Source organism: Pseudobdellovibrio sp. HCB154 (assembly GCF_046267985.1).
Classification (GTDB): domain Bacteria; phylum Bdellovibrionota; class Bdellovibrionia; order Bdellovibrionales; family Bdellovibrionaceae; genus Pseudobdellovibrio.
The window spans coordinates 524,654-541,920 of the sequence record NZ_CP176530.1 but is presented as its reverse complement, the minus strand read 5'-3'; the positions used below and the strand labels follow the sequence as shown (position 1 = coordinate 541,920).

Sequence of the window (17,267 nt, the reverse complement as noted above, 5' to 3'; positions counted from 1 at the left end):
CTATGTTAATCGTACAAAAATATGGCGGCGCCACTCTTGCTGATCCTGAAAAAATTAAATCCGCTGCCCGTCGTATTTCTGAATTAAAAAAGAAACAGATCCAAATCGTTGCTGTGGTTTCTGCCATGGGGCAAACCACGAACCAACTGATCGAGTTGGCTCATAATGTAAGTCATTCGCCGAATTTACGTGAATTTGACATGTTACTTTCTGTGGGCGAACGCATCAGTATGTCGTTAGTCAGTATTGCGCTCAATGACCTGGGCCATGAAGCCATTAGCTTTACCGGAAGCCAAGCTGGAATTTTTACAGATGAATCCCACTTAGGTGCGATGATTAAAGATGTAAAAGCTCACCGTGTACAAGAAGCTTTGGAAAAAAATAAAATCGTAATCTTAGCGGGCTTTCAAGGTGTATCACCAGTTACTAAAGAAATTACCACATTAGGGCGCGGTGGCTCTGATACTTCAGCAGTTGCGATGGCAGCTTTTTTAAATGCTGACCGTTGTGAAATCTTAAAAGATGTCAGCAGTATTTTTACGGCTGATCCTAAACTGGTTCCACAAGCCAAAAAGATCACACAAATGAATTACGATCATTTACTAGAGATGACTTTCTGGGGAGCCAAAGTTCTGCACTACCGCTCTGTTGAATTAGCGAAAGTTAAAAAAGTTAAATTATATGTTGGCCCTGCTCACGATCATCATCATGGTGAAAGCAGCGATGGCACAATTATCCACGAGGGCATTATGTTTGAATCTTCAAAACCACTGGCTGTAAATTCTCACTCTAAAATTTTGGAAATGACTATACAGTCAGATACGACAGCCCAAGCTTTTGAAATGTTATTTCAAGCTTTTCAAAAATCAAATATCGCTGTTCCTCAGATTTTAAATGGTTTTGTGCAAAATAAAAAAACGCATGTCTTAGTAACAGCGCCATCAGAAATTTTAGCAGCTATTGAAGCGATGGATTTTTCAAAATACCCGCAAATCAGCATCACGAACAATAAACTATGCTCTGTGAGCTTAACTTGCACGGGTTCAACTTTAAATGACACTTTAGTAGCGGTTACAAAAAAGCTGGCTGAAAGCCATATTCAACCGACTTACTTTATTCAGTCGGCAATGAGCTTAAATTATATTGTTGAACAGAACCATAAAGATAAAACGATTCAGACGTTACACAGCCTTATCGGCTAGCTTCAGCTTGGCCCAATAAGTTTTGTAACTTAGCCAGCTGTTCTTGCTCTGTTTGATTAAAGGTATCATTACCGATGTAAAACACTAAAAATAAAGAGAGCCAGTTAACGATTTCGATATCTTCAACTTGGCCGTATTTATTTTTTAATTGGTATTCATTGGTAAAACGAGAAGGAATGATTCCTAAAGTTAAATACGTTGCTCCCAAATTCAATATTTCACCGATCGAAAGTTCACTTTTTTTATTCGTGAACAAAACGCAGTACCCTTCGCAAGTTTCAACTCTTTCACTACGCACTAATAACACTTCAGTGAACATGTTCTTAGCTAAAATCAATTCGCGAAACAGCTCAACATTCTGAAGGTCAGACTCAGAGTTGTTAGCGAAATAGATTTTAAGTTTTTCGGATTTATATTTATCTGTCAGTGTCGGTTTTTGATCGTGACCTACATTTTTCATGTAAGTCACGCACGAAGAAAAACTAAACGCAAGAAGCACTACCAAGATGATTTGTTTTAACATTTGCCCTCAATGACTAAACCGTTATTTTGACGGAGTCTCTACTGTAATAAATGTGTGATACTGGTCATTATAACGTTGGTTCATAATTTTCCAAATGTCACGGTTTTTACCGCCGAACTCACCGGCATTAGCCATACCACGTAAAGCTGGAGCTTTAGGGCGAAATCCATTCACATCATTTTTATAGCCTTTGCTATTTGTAGGTTTCGCAGGACTTCCCTTTTCGCTACCGGCACCACCAAACATACTTGAAATAGCTCCTTTAGCATTTTGGAAGAAACCTGAAAGACCACCTTTTTCACTGCCATCTCCACCTGCACCATTACCGGCACCGTCACCACTTCCCATGTTAAGGCTTGCGCCTGGAGAACCCGCTGCAGTAGCTGGAGCAAATGGTGAACCTGCATCAGCTGTTGCTGTGCCTGAACCTGTTGGACGAGTTTCATCGTATAAACCACTTAAACCGCTATCATCAATTTTAACTTTACCGGCGTTACCGCTGCCACCCGATGAAGAAAAACCAGGGCCAGCAAATCCTGATATTGGAGCTGCTACACCTGAACCGTTTGGAGCAATTTGTCTTACTGGCGACGCACACTTAGGATCTGTTGAACCGGGAGGACATCCCACTGAACTGTAAGAACAACCTTGCTGATTCATATTTTGCATACATGTCAGCGGACTCACAACACTATCACAACTTTCTTTGCCATTATTGCCCATAGTTAGCTGACATTTACAAATATCAGCTTTTTGCACACTCTGCGCGAGTCTTCCGAGCATATCATCGAACTGACCTTCAGCAACCTGAGCATCGCCTTTACAAAATTTATCAATATTTTCCGAATACTTTTTGTGTTGTTGAGCACGCACCGCAAATTCATTTTTATGTTCTTCGCCCCAAGTGCCACCAGGATTTTTGGCTTCATACCTAGCCTTACAAAGGCCTTCCAACTTATTAATATCTTCTTGAGCATACGCTTTAACGTCTGCACACCCTTGTTTACAAGCCTCTAATTCCTTTTTACAAGTTTTTTGAAATAAACTTAAAGCTTCGATAACACCAGTTCCTGCCGCACTCATTTTTGCACAAGATTCCAATGCGCCCGAACCTGCGTTTTGGGCGACCATAGCATCTAAACCGATAGATAGAACACGTTGGGCTTCAGAAATGTTTTTATTAGTCTCTGGAGCATCTTTACTACATTTATCGAAAGCATCCTGACCTTTTTTAGAACAAGCTGCTTCTGCACTTTCAATTTCTGTAAAGCAGTCAGCAAAATCTTCTTCTTTTACTGTTGCCGTTGGAGATACCGGAGCTGCTTTAACACCAGGACATACTGTACCTGGTTTTGTTGCGTCCATTTCTCTATCATTTTCACAAACACAGCGAGAACCTTCTTGAACTGCACCCGAAACTGTACAACCTGTCTGATTTTCAACTTTTAAAACATCAGGATTTACAGGACAAGATACATACGCACTTTCTTTAGCGCCTTTTGTTTTGCAAAGACAATCCCCATCACTACCTGATTTAGGGTCCCAATTAATATCCATCTCTGTAGATAATTGACCTTTCATATGCGTACAAAGCTGTTTTTTTAGTGACCCGCTGGCGTTTACGCAGAAAAAGTATCCAAGAGTATTATCAAGAAGATCACCATGACCCGGTCCGATGTACTGCGGATTTCCTGGATTAACAACAACCCCTGATGATCCACAGGCCTTTACACCATTTCGCGCAGTAGCAGGTTTAGCCGGGACTTTTTTACAACTGATATCCTTGCCAAGCGCATCTCTGAAAACTTTAGTATAAGATTCACCAAGAAACTTAAGCTCTGAAAGTTTAACTTCTCCCGATTCACAGCTTTGAGCTTGTGCGAGTTGATAACTTAGCAAAGATAATATGACGATGAAGTAGGATATAATGTTTTTCATATTAATTCTTCTCTCCAAAAATAAAAGAGTCTTTTTGATCTTGAACTTTATATTGTCGATTCATAACTTTCCAAATATCTTCAAACTTGCCGGCAATTTCAGTATCACTGCCTGAAGCAAGCCCGCGAATCATTTTTCCCGGACGCCATTTTTTTGCGTCAATCGGGTTACCGTTCGCATCTAAACCACCGCTACCAAAACCATAGCCTGAAGTTTCGTTATTATTCTTTTTACTGCCGCCAAATAAGTTGCCAAGCGCACCTTTGGCTGAATTAAACATACCGCGAATTCTTGATTCAGCTGAAGATTCTGCATCTCCGCCCACTGAATTTTCGCCACTGCCAAAGTTACCATTAACTCCTGGGCTACCGCCACTGCCGTTAGCCGCACCGAATGGTGATGATGCATCTGCAGTTGTTGTTCCCGAAGCATTCATAGCTGTTACTTCATTTGATTTTAATTCACTTAAATCACCTGGGTTAATGCCTACACCTGTTTTGTCACTGCCGCCACTGACTTCACCCACACCACCAAATCCTGAACTTCCGCCAGGGCCTGCAAAACCACTCAAATTAGAATTCGAATTTATCTGTTTTACATTTGAAGCTACGCTTTTACATTCATCACTATTCGGATTCCTAAAGCAAACACATCTTGGAGAATTGTCTGAAGGGTTTAAACAATTCACCTGCGCAACAGTACAACCTGGAAGTGTTGGATCAGCCGAACAGTCTTTAGGACCCGGTTGATTAGCACAATTAGAACCACCCGAACTTAACTGACACTCACACTGACTGGCACTTTTAAAAGTGTTATCCATATCAGTCATATAGTTACTCATTTTTTCACGATTGGTCACAGCTGTGCCGGTTTCACATTTCGTATTGTTGCTAGCCACGTTATTTTGCATTTGCAGAACTTGCTGATCAAACTCAGCTTTCTTATCTCTATCCCATTCTGCATTCCACGCCTCTTCAGTAAATGCCAGAGGATATGGATTATCTAAACGGCATGTGAAACCATTACCTGTATAATAAACCCATTGTTTTTTACGACACTCTTGATAAACACGCTCTTTGTTGGCGCTAATATACGAAGTCGCATCACCGCAGCTTGTTTTACACGAGCCAATTTCAGTGTCACATTTACCGCGAAGTTCTTCTAATGCATAATAACCTGTTGAACCAGCTACAGCAGCTTGCGCACAATTTTGCGAAGCTCCCATGGCAGCACCTGTAGCCCCTTGTAATAAAGTTTGGAGAGCGCCAAGGGTATCATCTTCTTTACGGTCTGGGTTACATTGATCAACAGCTGTTGAAGCCGCTGAATTACATGAATTTACTTTTTCTTGCATTTCGAGTAAACACTCTGCTGCTGCCGTCGATGGTTGCGCTGGCGTAGCATCTGCTACACACACGCCCGCACCACCTAAACCAGCTGTATCACGATATCCGTCAGCACAAACACAACTACGATTTTCTGAATCATAAACTTTATGATCAGCAGCACGACAAGCATTTGGGCATATTTGATCAGTACCGCGCTGAACAGAGTGGTTTCCTTCATCGTTACAACTGCAAAGGATAGGTGAACTTGGGTCCGGCGTTGTGCCTGTAATACATGGAGCTATGGCACAAGCACGACCATCCCAAGTCCCATGTTTTTCTTCACAACTTTCTTTTGTTGCGCAACGGTGCGGGGCTTCTTCAGTACAAGCCGTACTTGGAGCAGCTACAACAGTCTTACGTGGTGTTTCTTCTTTTTCTTTTGCCTTTGGTTTTGTTTTTTTAGCCGCTGCACGTTTGGCCGCTGCATCTGCTTCAAGACAGTCTTGAACCTGATTTCTACGCTCTGATCTTGTTTTAGCATTTCTCGATTGCGCGAGACACTTATCACAAAGCGGATCGCCAACATAACAAAGACGCGCATCACTTTGTGAATTATCTGCACTACTTATATTTCGATCAACCGCAAAGACACCATTATCACTTAAACATTTTTGATAGTGATCACCATAGTTGCCAAATTTTTTGTAACAATCTGCTTTGATTTTATCTTCGCCTGTTCTAGGAGCTGACGCCGTTTTTCTTGATTGTTGTTTTTTTTGTGTTTGGGGTTTTACTTGATCAAGACAGTTAACGCCCGCCTTACAAGGAATTTGCACTTTTGTAGATGTACCGTATCCATAAGTTTGCGTGGGTCCTTGCTTACCCCAAGTTGAAATCGGTACCGAAGATTTTTTTGTCGAAGGATTAGCGAATGCAGCTATAGCAATAAAATTCATCAAACTGATAATTAAAATTAGTTTGCTCATGCATTCCCTCATTGGTTCTTTTCGGCTAAAGATGATACAGACTTGAGTCAATGTCTCAAATTAATACAAGACTTTTTTGAGGCTCAATATAGGAGTTTTTACTAATTAATTCTTCTCTCCGAAGATGAAATTATCCTTTTGATCTTGAACTTTGTACTGGCGATTCATGACTTTCCAAATATCTTCAAACTTACCCGCAAGCTCAGTCTCAGAGCCTGAAGCAAGCCCGCGTACCATTTTTCCTGGGCGCCATTTTTTTGGATCCATCGGATTACCGTTCGCATCTAGACCGCCGCGATTAGAACCAAATCCGGAAGAAGTTTCGTTATTTTTTTTGCTGCCTAATAAATTTCCAAGGGCCCCTTTAGCGGTATTAAACATTCCACCCAGCTTTGATCTTAACGACGAATCTTCTTCGCCTTGAGTACTATTTGATTCACCCGATCCGAAATTTCCATTAACACCGGGGCTACCGGCACCACTGTTAGCCGCCGAAAAAGGAGACGTGTCTACTGTTGCAGTTCCCGAAGCATTCATCGCTGTGACTTCGTTTGATTTAAGTTCACTTAAATCACCTACATTAACCCCTGCATCTGTTTTTCCGCCGCTACTTGAATCGCCCGTTCCAAATCCGCCCGTAGAATTTCCCGGTCCAGCAAAACCACTGATATTGGAATTTGGTTTTACATTGTTAACCGCACGGATATTTTTACAGTCATTGCTATTTGGATTTCGGAAACAAACACACTTAGGAGAATTATCAGAAGGACTTAAACAATTCACTTGCACATTCGCACAGCCAGGAAGCGTTGGATCAGCAGCGCAATCTTTAGGTCCAATTTGGTTCGTACAATTCGCACCGCCAGAATTCAATTGGCACTCACATTGGCTGGCACTTTTAAATGTACTGTCCATATCAGTCATGTAATTGCTCATTTTTTCACGGTTAGTTACAGCCTTTCCAGATTCACATTTAGCATTGTCGGTAGCCACGTTATTTTGCATCTGTAGAATTTGTTGTTCGAAATTTGTTTTGTTTTCGGCATCCCACATCGGATTAAATCGCTCCGCTGGTAGCGGCGGCCCGGCATTAGCTTGTTCGCGAAATGCTTTTTCACGACAAGCAATATAGATACGTTCTTTGTTTGCACTGATATACGAGGTCGCATCACTGCAACTCGTTTTACAACTACCAATTTCAGTGTCACACTTACCACGAAGCTCATCCAGCGCGTAATAACCAGTTGACCCCGCCACGGCGGCTTGCGCACAGTTTTCAGAAGCTCCCATTACAGCAGTAGCACCTTTTAATAAATTTTGAAGAGCACCGATCGTATCGTTTTTGTTGTCTGGATTACATTGATCAACAGCTGTAGTCGCTGCTGAATTACATGAAGTTGCTTTTTCCTGTAATTCGCGCAAACACTCTTGGCCTGCGGTTGGCGACGGAGGTGTTGCTTCAGAAGCGACACATGTTCCATTGTCGTCCCTATAACCTCCCGCACAAATACATCCGCGTGTAATCAAATTATAAACCTGATGGTCTTCAGCACGGCACATACTTGGACATAGCTGGTGCGTACCGCGTTCAATCGCATAGTTTACATCGTTATCACATTTACAGTAGTTACCATCACTTAAAGGACGATCTAAATCTGGAGTTGTTCCGCGGGGACAAGGCGCTACCGCGCAGGCCTGACCGTTCCAAATACCATTGTTAGCTGTACAGGTCTCCTGCGTTGTACACCTAGCTGGAAAATTTTTCGAGCAGGTTCTTGCTGGAGCATTAACAACGATTTCTGGCAGAGTGCCACCATCATAAATTGTATCATCGTTACCAGTTTTCATACATCGCGAAAACGCATCTGAACTGATATCTTCAATTGTTTTCTTACATTTAATAAAAGTAGGATTTTGCGGATGGTACATTTGAGCATAGCTACCACCACTTTGTTTGATCACACCATTGTCATTGGCGCACTCAGCGTAAATAGCATTACAACGACCCAGGGCATCTTTGGCTGCTTGAGTTTGACGTGATTCGCCCCCATATTTTGCAGAATACTCCTTCATACAGTTTTGTATAAGCGGAGCACATTGTTTATTTGAAGCCCACTCAGCCATAGCAGACCCACTCAACAAGATTGATGAAATGAAGAATAGAAATAGAATATATCTCATGAACTCAATTCCCTCAGTAAGCCTTTCGGACGAAAGTCATACGGAATTGAGTCAATGTCTCAAATTAATACAGGACTTTTTTAAAGTGCAATACAGTCGTTTACAATTACTTCTTCTCTCCAAATATAAATAAGTCTTTTTGATCTTGAACTTTATAACGCTTGTTCATAACTCGCCAAATATCTTCAAACTTACCGGCAAGTTCGGTACCTTCACCCGAAGCAAGTCCACGAACCATGCGCGGGCGCCATTTTTTTGAATCTATTGGATTACCGTTAGCATCTAGGCCGTTACCATAAGCACCCGATTTTGTGGCCTCACTGCTGTTCCCTTTTTTATCGCCAAATAAATTTCCGATAGCACCTTTAGCCGCATTAAACATTCCGCCAATTTTTGAATTGATTGATGAATCTACCTCGCCTTGAGCTGCATTTTCGCCTGACCCGAAATTACCACTCACACCAGAGCCACCCGCAGCACCGGCAACTCCGAATGGAGATCCACCATCAGCTGTTGCCGTTCCTGAAGAACTCATCGCCGAAACTTCGTTTGAACCAAGATTTTTTAAATCATCAGTACTCACATCAATACCGTTTTTTCCACCGACACTTGTTTCACCAATTCCATTTGTTGGAGTTACGGCTCCGGGGCCCGCAAAACCATTGAGATTTGAATTGGTATTTACTGTAGGTGCGGCAGCAACATTTTTGCATTCACTGCTGTTAGGATCTCTGAAACAAACACACTTCGGTGAAGTATCTGAAGGGTTCAGACAATTCACTTGCGCATTCGCACAGCCCGCAAGCGTTGGATCAGCCGCACAATCTTTTGGACCAACTAGGTTTGCACAATTTGCACCACCAGAACTTAACTGACATTGACACTGGTTCGCCGCTTTAAAGGTGCTATCCATATCAGTCATATAGTTACTTACTTTTTCACGGTTCGTAACGGCAGTTCCTGATTCACATTTGGTGTTGTTACTGGCAACACTACTTTGCATTTCCTGAATTTTTTGTTCGAAGGGGCCTTTATTCACTTTATCCCACTCTTCATTCCAAGCATCTTCAGTAAACGCCATAGGAAATGGATTATCAAAACGACAGCTTAAAAGATCATACTGCTTTTTACGGCAGGCCTGATAAACACGGTCTTTGTTGGAATTAATATACGAAGTCGCATCACCACAACTTGTTTTACAACTACCGATTTCAGTATCACATTTGCCACGCAGTTCATCTAAAGCGTAATAGCCTGTAGATCCAGCAATGGCCGCCTGAGCACAATTATCTGAAGCGCCCATGGCTCCCGTGGCACCTTTTAATAAATTTTGCAGTGATGTGATCGTATCATTGTCTTCACGGTCTGGATTACATTGATTAACAGCTGTAGTCGCTGCTGAATCACATGAATTTACTTTTTCTTGTATTTCGCGCAAACAATCTTGCGCTGTCTCCGATGGCGCTACTGGCGCTGCCGAAGCTACGCACACCATAACATTATCAGTGCTTCCTGATGGATCACGATAACCATCGGCACAGGCACAACTTTTAGTTGGCCCATCATAAACTTTATGATCTTCGAAGCGGCACATACTTGGACATTGTTGCTGCGAACCACGCTCGATAGAAATACTGATATCACTTAGGCATCGGCAATTTTGTGGAGAAATAGTATCAGCCACAGTACCTTGCGGGCATGCTGCCGCCACACAAACTTTTCCATCCCACGCCCCATTATTATAGGCACAAGTAAGTTCTGTCGTACATTTTTCAGGATATTGTTTTGAACACGTTCCAATAACAATCCTAGGTTCTGCGATCACGGGTAACTGAGGTTTTTCAATTTTTTTAGTACTGCCTTGCACACGTCCACGCATACACGCGGTGAAAGCATCTGAATTCGGATCAGAAATTGTTTTACGACACTCAATAAAGTCAGCGTTGGCCGGATTATACATTTGGGCAATACGACCACTTTTTTGTGTGATACCACCATTGGCGGCGCTACATTCATTAAACTGGGCTAGACACTGCGCTTGGGCAACTTCGCGATCGGGATTAATGAGTGTGCCGAATTTTCTTCCCACGTCGCGCATACAAGCTGTCATTTCAGGATTACAATTTCGATTAACAATACCGGCAGCCGCATTCGCATCAAATGAAAAGAAGATTGCTACTAGCAAAAATAAACTAAATCTCATGGCCCCTCACCTGTTAAGTTTCGGTCAAAACACAAACAGGCTGAAGCTCACAACGTAAATAATATTTATTTCAAAACAAAAAGCGCTTTTTCTAAATCAGTTTCTGTGTTGAACGCGTTCGGTGTGAAACGTAATCCCGGGCCACGAACTGCATGAAAAATCTTTTCTTTGTTTAATTTATCAGAAAGTTCTTTGTTCGTCATCGAACCACGAGGCTTAACATTAATAAACGGTGTCGAATTGATTTTTTCACTCTGATAAGGAGACACAATTTCGTAACCTAAATTCATTAATCCCTGACGAAAAATTTTTGCTAATCGCAAGGCTTCGGTCTCGATATTTTTTATTCCAGTTTTTTGGAGCACTTCTATCGAAGCTCCCATCGCTGCGATTTCTAAAACTTGTTTTGAACCTGGTTCAAATTTCAAAGCATCGCGTTTTGGTACACAGGCAAAATCTGATGGGTCATCACATGTTCCGTATGTGTACATACCGATCACATGCGGCTTAAATTTCGCAATATGATTTTTACGTAACGCTAAATAGCCAACACCCACTGGTGATGAAAGCCATTTATGACTTCCACCCATTACAGCGTCTGCTCCCCAATTCCAAATTTCACACGGATGAAGACCAAACCCTTGAATGATATCGACAGAAACAAAAATTCCATTTTGCTTCGCCGTTTCGATCACATGTTTGATATCTTCCATCTGGCTTCCGGCCTGAAACTGCACCCAACTAAAAGCCATCACTTTTGTTTTTGCGGTAATGGCTTTTAAATATTTCTCCATCGGAGTTGCTAAGTTTTTTTCTGATTCAACGATGACAAGGTTTGCACCCACCTGATCGCAAGCTGCTTTCCAGGGGTAAAGATGGCTTCCGTACTCTTGATCCCACATTAAAACCTCATCGCCAGGATTTAAACCACACGAAAAAGCCACTTGGCTAATCGCCCCTGCGGTTGAAGAAAAGAATGCGACTTCACCCGCTTCACAGCCAATCATACTAGCTAAGCTTGCGCGTGTATTCGCTACATCAGCTGCGTAATCTTTATCGGTGTTGTAACCTTCTTCCCAGAAACGACGTGACCAGTAATCAATTTTTTCACGAGCCGCACGTGTAATAGGTTGTAAACCCGCATTGTTTAAATGAACTAATTCATTTCTGTTAAACTGGGCCTTGTAAGCTTCTAAGCTAGACATGCAATCCTTCTTTGATCAGTTGGATAAGCTCTTGCACCTGGGTAAAGTGTAAACGGTACCCTAAAAGACAAATACGAATCGAATAACAGCCACCGATTTCACAACCACTTAAGAAAATTTTATTCTGCGAATTAATCCAGCCTAAAAGTTTTTTCGTTTTTTCTGAATTACCTAAATTAAAAGTTTGAATTGTTAAATGTGGTTCAGAAATCACTTTTACTAATTCAATTTTTTTAAGTTCAGCGTTTAAGTATTCAGATAATTTAATTTTTTCTTCTAAATTTAATTTAAAGGGGCCAACGCCAAAAGCTTTAAGCGGAAGCCATACGCGCAAGCCGCGTGGGTCACGTGATAACTCCGGTGAAATATCGGCAAAGTCGATCAGGCTAAATTGTTCGTCTTGTAGCCCCGGCGACGGTGGCATGTACGAACTGCTTCCTGCGTACTGTGTTTGTAAGTCGCTTTTATTTTTAATCAATAAACAACCAACCCCGTACGGGATTTGTAAAGCTTTGTGCGGATCAAGAGCCACTGATTGTGAACGCTCGATACCTGATAAAACTTTTTGGCCTTTTTCAGTTAACATAAATAAAGCACCGTAGGCTCCATCAACGTGAAACCATATTTTATTTTTTTCACAGATATCGGCCATCGTATTTAAAGGATCAACAGCACCTGTGTTTGTCGTGCCCGCAGTTCCGATCGCAGCAACTGTAATAAATCCGTTTTTTTGGTCTTCGCTGATCGCTTTTTCAAGTTCCGTAGCAATCATCGAATAGTTTTGATCTACCGGAATTAAACGTAAACACTCTTTCGGAAATCCTAAGAACGCTAAAGCTTTACCGATACAATGGTGCACTTGTGTTGAAGCATAAAAACGCGCTTTAGATAAATCGTTTTGGTTTGCGAATAATTTATTTCTGGCCGCAGCTAAAGCCATCATGTTGGCTTGGCTACCGCCACCAGTTAAAATACCTGTAGCCGTTGTATCAGGATATTTCATCATCGTGGTAAACCAGCGAATCACTTCCATCTCTAAAGTCACTAAACCTGGAGCTAAGCTAAAATGGCCAGTGAATTGATTCATCGTCATCGCTAAAGCATGCGCCGGAGCACTTAATGGATTTGCGGCTCCTGCCACATAGGCCATATAACCTGGATGCCCTGGCTGCTGACCAAGTGGGGCGATATCTTGTGCTAAAAACTGCACAAGCTTTTCAAAACTTTCAGGATTTTCAGGAAAGTTTTTCGTTGTTTGATATGGTCTGCGATAATCTTTTTTAATATCGTTCGTATAAGGATCAAGCGCTGAACCCATAGGAGAAACATCTTTACGGTTTTGTTCAAAGTTAGTTACAAAATTTTCAACCGCTTGATAAGCTTTTTGAATCTCTTCACCTGATAATTCCATCGGTTGTGAGACCTGGCGCCACCAGTTTTCATTTTGCATTTGATCTAAAACATTTTCACGGCGTGTGTGAACATATTCGCCATTTTGTTTTAATCTTACAGCGGCGTTATCAGTTGAACCATCTAAGGTTGCTGAAATACGAAAGCCTGCATGCTGGAAAAAATGCGGGCGAAAGTGAAAGCGTGCATTCACACTGGCCTCATGGCCGCAGCTGATAAAACTTCCACCTAAGATCATCTGATGTTTACCATCAAAGCACGGTGTTGAAAAATCATCATAAAGTTTATTAATTTTAAAACCTTCAAGCGGATTAAACTGATCTTCAGCCCACTGCCAGACGTTTCCGAATAAGTCATAAACGCCATCTTGTAAGGGGCCTGCATTCACTGGACGTGGTGAGGCATGGTGATAATTGAAATTAAATTTTTCAGACATTTGATCAGAAGCTTTTTTATATTCTTGTTTTTGTAAAACGTCGTCTTCTTTTAGATTTAATTTTAACGAAACAAATTCAGCTTCGGTGATTAAACGGTAATGCAGAGTTGATTTATCTTGTTCTTGTTTCCAACGGCAATAAGCTTGCGCTTCGTGATAGTTCACTTCAGCAGGCCAGTCCCACGGCATATCGATAATTTCAAAAATTGTACGCAATTTGTAATCGTGTAAACCTTCGGGCCCGTAGGCGACCCAAAATGTCGGACGTTTCGTATTACGAAACTTACGCCACATCAAACCTTCAGCCTGCCAGTACTTATCTTCAGTGTAAGCGCCGCTCGCCACGAAATCATAATATTCGCCGTTACTGATCAACGCTTGAGTCATTTGAAAATCTTTGGTTTTAGAATTTCTGTGACCGTATTCGTTATCCCAACCAAAACTTGGCGCCGTTTCTGGTTTGCCGTAAGTTACAAGACTACCTTGATGTTTGCTCCACGCATTGACCGGAAAATCTTTTCCCACAACTGGCTTTGCTGTCTTAGTAGATTTAGTTCCATAAAGTGGTGCCCAGTATTTCGGAGTTTCAACTAACTCGATTGGAAGTTCTCGCATTAAAACACTGCTTGTTTCGAAATGGATTTTTTCATGTTCAAATCCCATGAACAAAGCCCACAGCGGATGTTGCGGACCAAGTTTAATGTTTTTGGCTTTACGTGTTTCTAAATCTAAATCAGGATGTGTCTGAATTAAATTTTTAATTAAGTTATAAATTTTTTGACGATACTCGTGGATTGCCGCAATAGATGGCCACTCCATCTCGTTCTTCGACATATCATCCCAACTCATTTCATCAACGCCTGTTTCAAGAACTTTCTCGAGATATAAATCCACAGGATTGTCCACAACACCGGCTAAGCGTAATTTATTTAAAAATAAAACTGCTGGGTGACCGTAGTAAAAAGCTAACGGATGACGTAATTGATGATACGGAGGACGCACATAAGTAGACTCATGTTTAAGGCTTGAAAATAACACTTCAGTTAAAGTCCACGTGTTGTCAAAATAATCCAGAACATCTTGGCGTGTGCAAATTTCTAAATTGATCAGTGGCAAAGCCGCTAAGTATTTTTTCTCGCGGTCAAAGCCCACACATTTTTCTGGGTGAACACCCGTCCACCAACGTGACCCAAATTTTTGCTGCACTTCGTTTGGCGAACTGCGGTCAACTTTCGGCGCCGACAAATTGGGATTACGAGTTAAAGATACGGTTTGCGGTGTGGTATTTAAATTCGACATATAACTACTCTCTAGAAATTACTAGAATATCTTACAATAAAACTGTTATGATCAGTAGGAATAATCATTTAGCATTCGATGAACTTGATCATCTGATAGGTACAAACTATCACACTGGTCAGAGTAGAACTTCAGATGCAAATTATCCGCAAGAGAGGATCATATGAAAAAAAGTTTTTTTGATTTCACAGTGAAAAGTGCCCAGGCCAAAGACTATGACTTAGCACAACATAAAGATAAAGTTGTTTTGGTTGTGAACGTCGCTAGTAAATGTGGCTTTACTCCACAGTACAAAGGGCTAGAAGCATTATATCAAGAACATAAGAATGAAAATTTCACAATTCTTGGTTTTCCATGCAATCAATTCGGTTCACAAGAGCCAGGAACAAATGAAGAAATTCAATCTTTCTGCGAAATGAATTACGGTGTTACATTTCCGGTTTTAGGAAAAGTTTCTGTGAATGGTTCAGACGCTGACCCCATTTACAAACACTTAAAAGAAGAAGCTCCAGGAATTTTCGGCACTGAAGCCATCAAATGGAACTTCACAAAATTTTTAGTTGGTAAAGATGGTAAAGTGATCGAACGTTTCGCGCCAAACACTGAACCTAAAGATATCAACGAAGCCATTAAGAAAGCGTTAGGTAAATAGTTATGAAAAATTTAGCAAAAACTTTGTGTGTCGTGTGTCTGTTCGCTACTCAAACTTTTGCTAAGTCTCCGGCTGCGGAAGTGCCACAAGCACAACCGCAGGCCCAACAAGCTGATGATTGCACTTATGATTTTCCGAATGCCAAATCAGCCTTAGATGAAAAATCAAAAGATTTTTTGATCATCAAAAAAGTTGTTCGCAATAACAAAGAAAAAGTTCTGACTCAAAAAGCCACTTTCAAAAAAGACAAAGTCAAAGTTGAATTCACAACCGGCGGTTGCGCCCATTACGGCTATAGTTTTACTTACTCAAACTTAGGCCAACCTGAATTTACCGCAGACCAAGCTTTTAAAAGAGCGATCGAGTTATTAAAAGCCACGCCAACAACAGTTGAAGGCCAAGCTTTAACAAAAACCTTAATCGAAAATCTAGAATCAGCAGCGATGAATAAGATCTTTAGACCACCGAATGCCACTTATGATGTTCCGTGCGGTGATGCTCAATGTAATTTGGACGCATCAGTTAAAGGCCAGCTTAAAGCCAGCTACAGCTTTGCTCTATAAAAAAACATTCTCTCCCGATCTGGACGATCGGGAGAAGCGAGAGTCTGAGAGCAGAGCTCTCAGCAGGCACGAAGCCTCCTACGAATAGCCATAAAAATAGAAAAAGCCCTGGTTCATCACCAAGGCTTTTCATTACTCTGAATTTTAAATTAAACTCTTAGTTTAATTTTTCTTTAGCAGCTTTTGCTTCTTTTACTGGAGCTTCGGCTTCAGCTGCTGCGCCTTTTGCTTTTTTAGCTTTTTTCGGAGATTCCATTTCAACAGAATCTTCATCAGCTACTGCATCGTTCATATCATTAGTTAATAATAAGGCTCCGATACCGTTTTTAGCTAAAATTTGTGAGCGTAATTCAGTTTTAACAGCTGGATTTGCTTTTAAGTATTCTTTAGCTTGGTCACGGCCTTGGCCTAAACGTTCACCTTTGTAAGAGTACCATGCACCTGATTTTTCAACCATGTTAGCTGTTACTGCTAAGTCTAAGATATCGCCTTCTTCAGAAATACCTTCACCGTACATTAAGTCGAATTCAACTTTTGTGAACGGAGGAGCCATTTTGTTTTTCACAACTTTAACAGCTGTTCTGTTACCAGTTACATCTTCACCGTTTTTGATAGCGCCCACACGACGTACATCTAAACGAACAGAAGCGTAGAATTTAAGAGCGTTACCGCCAGTTGTTGTTTCAGGGTTACCGAACATAACACCGATTTTCATACGGATTTGGTTGATGAAAATAACTAATGTGTTTGAACGAGAGATTGCCGCAGTTAATTTACGTAATGCTTGTGACATTAAACGAGCTTGAAGACCCATGTGTGAATCACCCATTTCGCCTTCGATCTCTGCGCGTGGAACTAGTGCTGCAACTGAATCGACAACTAATACGTCAACGGCGCCAGAGCGAACTAAAGTTTCAGTGATTTCTAAAGCTTGTTCACCAGTGTCTGGTTGAGAAATTAATAAATCAGAAACGTTAACACCTAGTTTACGAGCGTAGTTTGTATCTAATGCGTGCTCTGCATCTACGAAAGCAACAACGCCACCTTTTTTCTGAGCTTGTGCGATTGTTGATAAGGCTAAAGTTGTTTTACCAGAAGATTCTGGACCGAAAACTTCAATGATACGGCCTTTTGGAAGACCACCGATACCAAGAGCTACGTCTAATGATAATGAACCCGTAGAGATAACTTCTACGTCTTTATGTAACGAATCACCGTTACCTAAACGCATGATCGAACCTTTACCGAATTGTTTTTCGATAGTTGATACTGCTAAGTCTAATGCTTTTAGTTTTTCGCCAGCTGCTTTTTGATCTTGTGGATTTGCCATGTGATACCTCT

General features: G+C 41.3%; 11 protein-coding genes. 3 read left to right on the top strand and 8 right to left on the bottom strand.

Annotated elements, in window-relative coordinates:
- The first annotated feature begins 2 nt into the window (after positions 1 to 2).
- Entirely contained in the window at positions 3 to 1,202 is a 1,200-nt protein-coding gene (locus ACKWCF_RS02735; RefSeq protein WP_409479165.1) for an aspartate kinase, read from the top strand.
- Here ACKWCF_RS02735 and ACKWCF_RS02730 read toward each other — a convergent pair.
- From ACKWCF_RS02730 to ovoA, 7 genes are all read right to left on the bottom strand, one after another.
- Entirely contained in the window at positions 1,192 to 1,725 is a 534-nt protein-coding gene (locus ACKWCF_RS02730; RefSeq protein WP_409479164.1) for a hypothetical protein, read from the bottom strand. The two genes, ACKWCF_RS02735 and ACKWCF_RS02730, sit on opposite strands and share 11 nt — an antisense overlap.
- A 21-nt stretch (positions 1,726 to 1,746) precedes the next feature.
- Positions 1,747 to 3,663, bottom strand: a complete 1,917-nt coding sequence (locus ACKWCF_RS02725) for a hypothetical protein (RefSeq protein WP_409479163.1) — start codon at positions 3,661 to 3,663, stop codon at positions 1,747 to 1,749.
- Position 3,664: 1 nt separating this feature from the next.
- Positions 3,665 to 5,977, bottom strand: a complete 2,313-nt coding sequence (locus ACKWCF_RS02720) for a hypothetical protein (RefSeq protein ID WP_409479162.1) — start codon at positions 5,975 to 5,977, stop codon at positions 3,665 to 3,667.
- Between the two features lie 105 nt (positions 5,978 to 6,082).
- Positions 6,083 to 8,050, bottom strand: coding sequence for a hypothetical protein (locus ACKWCF_RS02715; protein WP_409479161.1), 1,968 nt, complete (start codon positions 8,048 to 8,050; stop codon positions 6,083 to 6,085).
- A 214-nt stretch (positions 8,051 to 8,264) separates the two neighbouring features.
- Complete coding sequence (locus tag ACKWCF_RS02710; RefSeq protein ID WP_409479160.1) at positions 8,265 to 10,361, bottom strand: hypothetical protein; 2,097 nt, start codon at positions 10,359 to 10,361, stop codon at positions 8,265 to 8,267.
- A 65-nt stretch (positions 10,362 to 10,426) separates the two neighbouring features.
- Positions 10,427 to 11,566, bottom strand: a complete 1,140-nt coding sequence (locus ACKWCF_RS02705; protein WP_409479159.1) for an aminotransferase class V-fold PLP-dependent enzyme — start codon at positions 11,564 to 11,566, stop codon at positions 10,427 to 10,429.
- Positions 11,559 to 14,711 carry a 5-histidylcysteine sulfoxide synthase gene (gene ovoA, locus ACKWCF_RS02700; protein WP_409479158.1) on the bottom strand — a complete coding sequence of 1,051 codons (3,153 nt, stop codon included), beginning with the start codon at positions 14,709 to 14,711 and terminating at the stop codon, positions 11,559 to 11,561. The genes ACKWCF_RS02705 and ovoA overlap by 8 nt, the downstream gene beginning before the upstream one ends.
- 163 nt (positions 14,712 to 14,874) lie before the next feature.
- On the opposite strand from ovoA, the gene ACKWCF_RS02695 reads away from it, so the two are divergent.
- A complete protein-coding gene (locus tag ACKWCF_RS02695; protein WP_409479157.1) occupies positions 14,875 to 15,363 on the top strand; it encodes a glutathione peroxidase in 489 nt (162 codons plus the stop codon).
- A gap of 2 nt (positions 15,364 to 15,365) precedes the next feature.
- Positions 15,366 to 15,926, top strand: a complete 561-nt coding sequence (locus ACKWCF_RS02690; RefSeq protein ID WP_409479156.1) for a hypothetical protein — start codon at positions 15,366 to 15,368, stop codon at positions 15,924 to 15,926.
- A gap of 157 nt (positions 15,927 to 16,083) precedes the next feature.
- Here ACKWCF_RS02690 and recA read toward each other — a convergent pair whose 3' ends face one another.
- Positions 16,084 to 17,256, bottom strand: a complete 1,173-nt coding sequence (gene recA, locus ACKWCF_RS02685; protein ID WP_409479155.1) for a recombinase RecA — start codon at positions 17,254 to 17,256, stop codon at positions 16,084 to 16,086.
- Positions 17,257 to 17,267 lie beyond the last annotated feature (11 nt).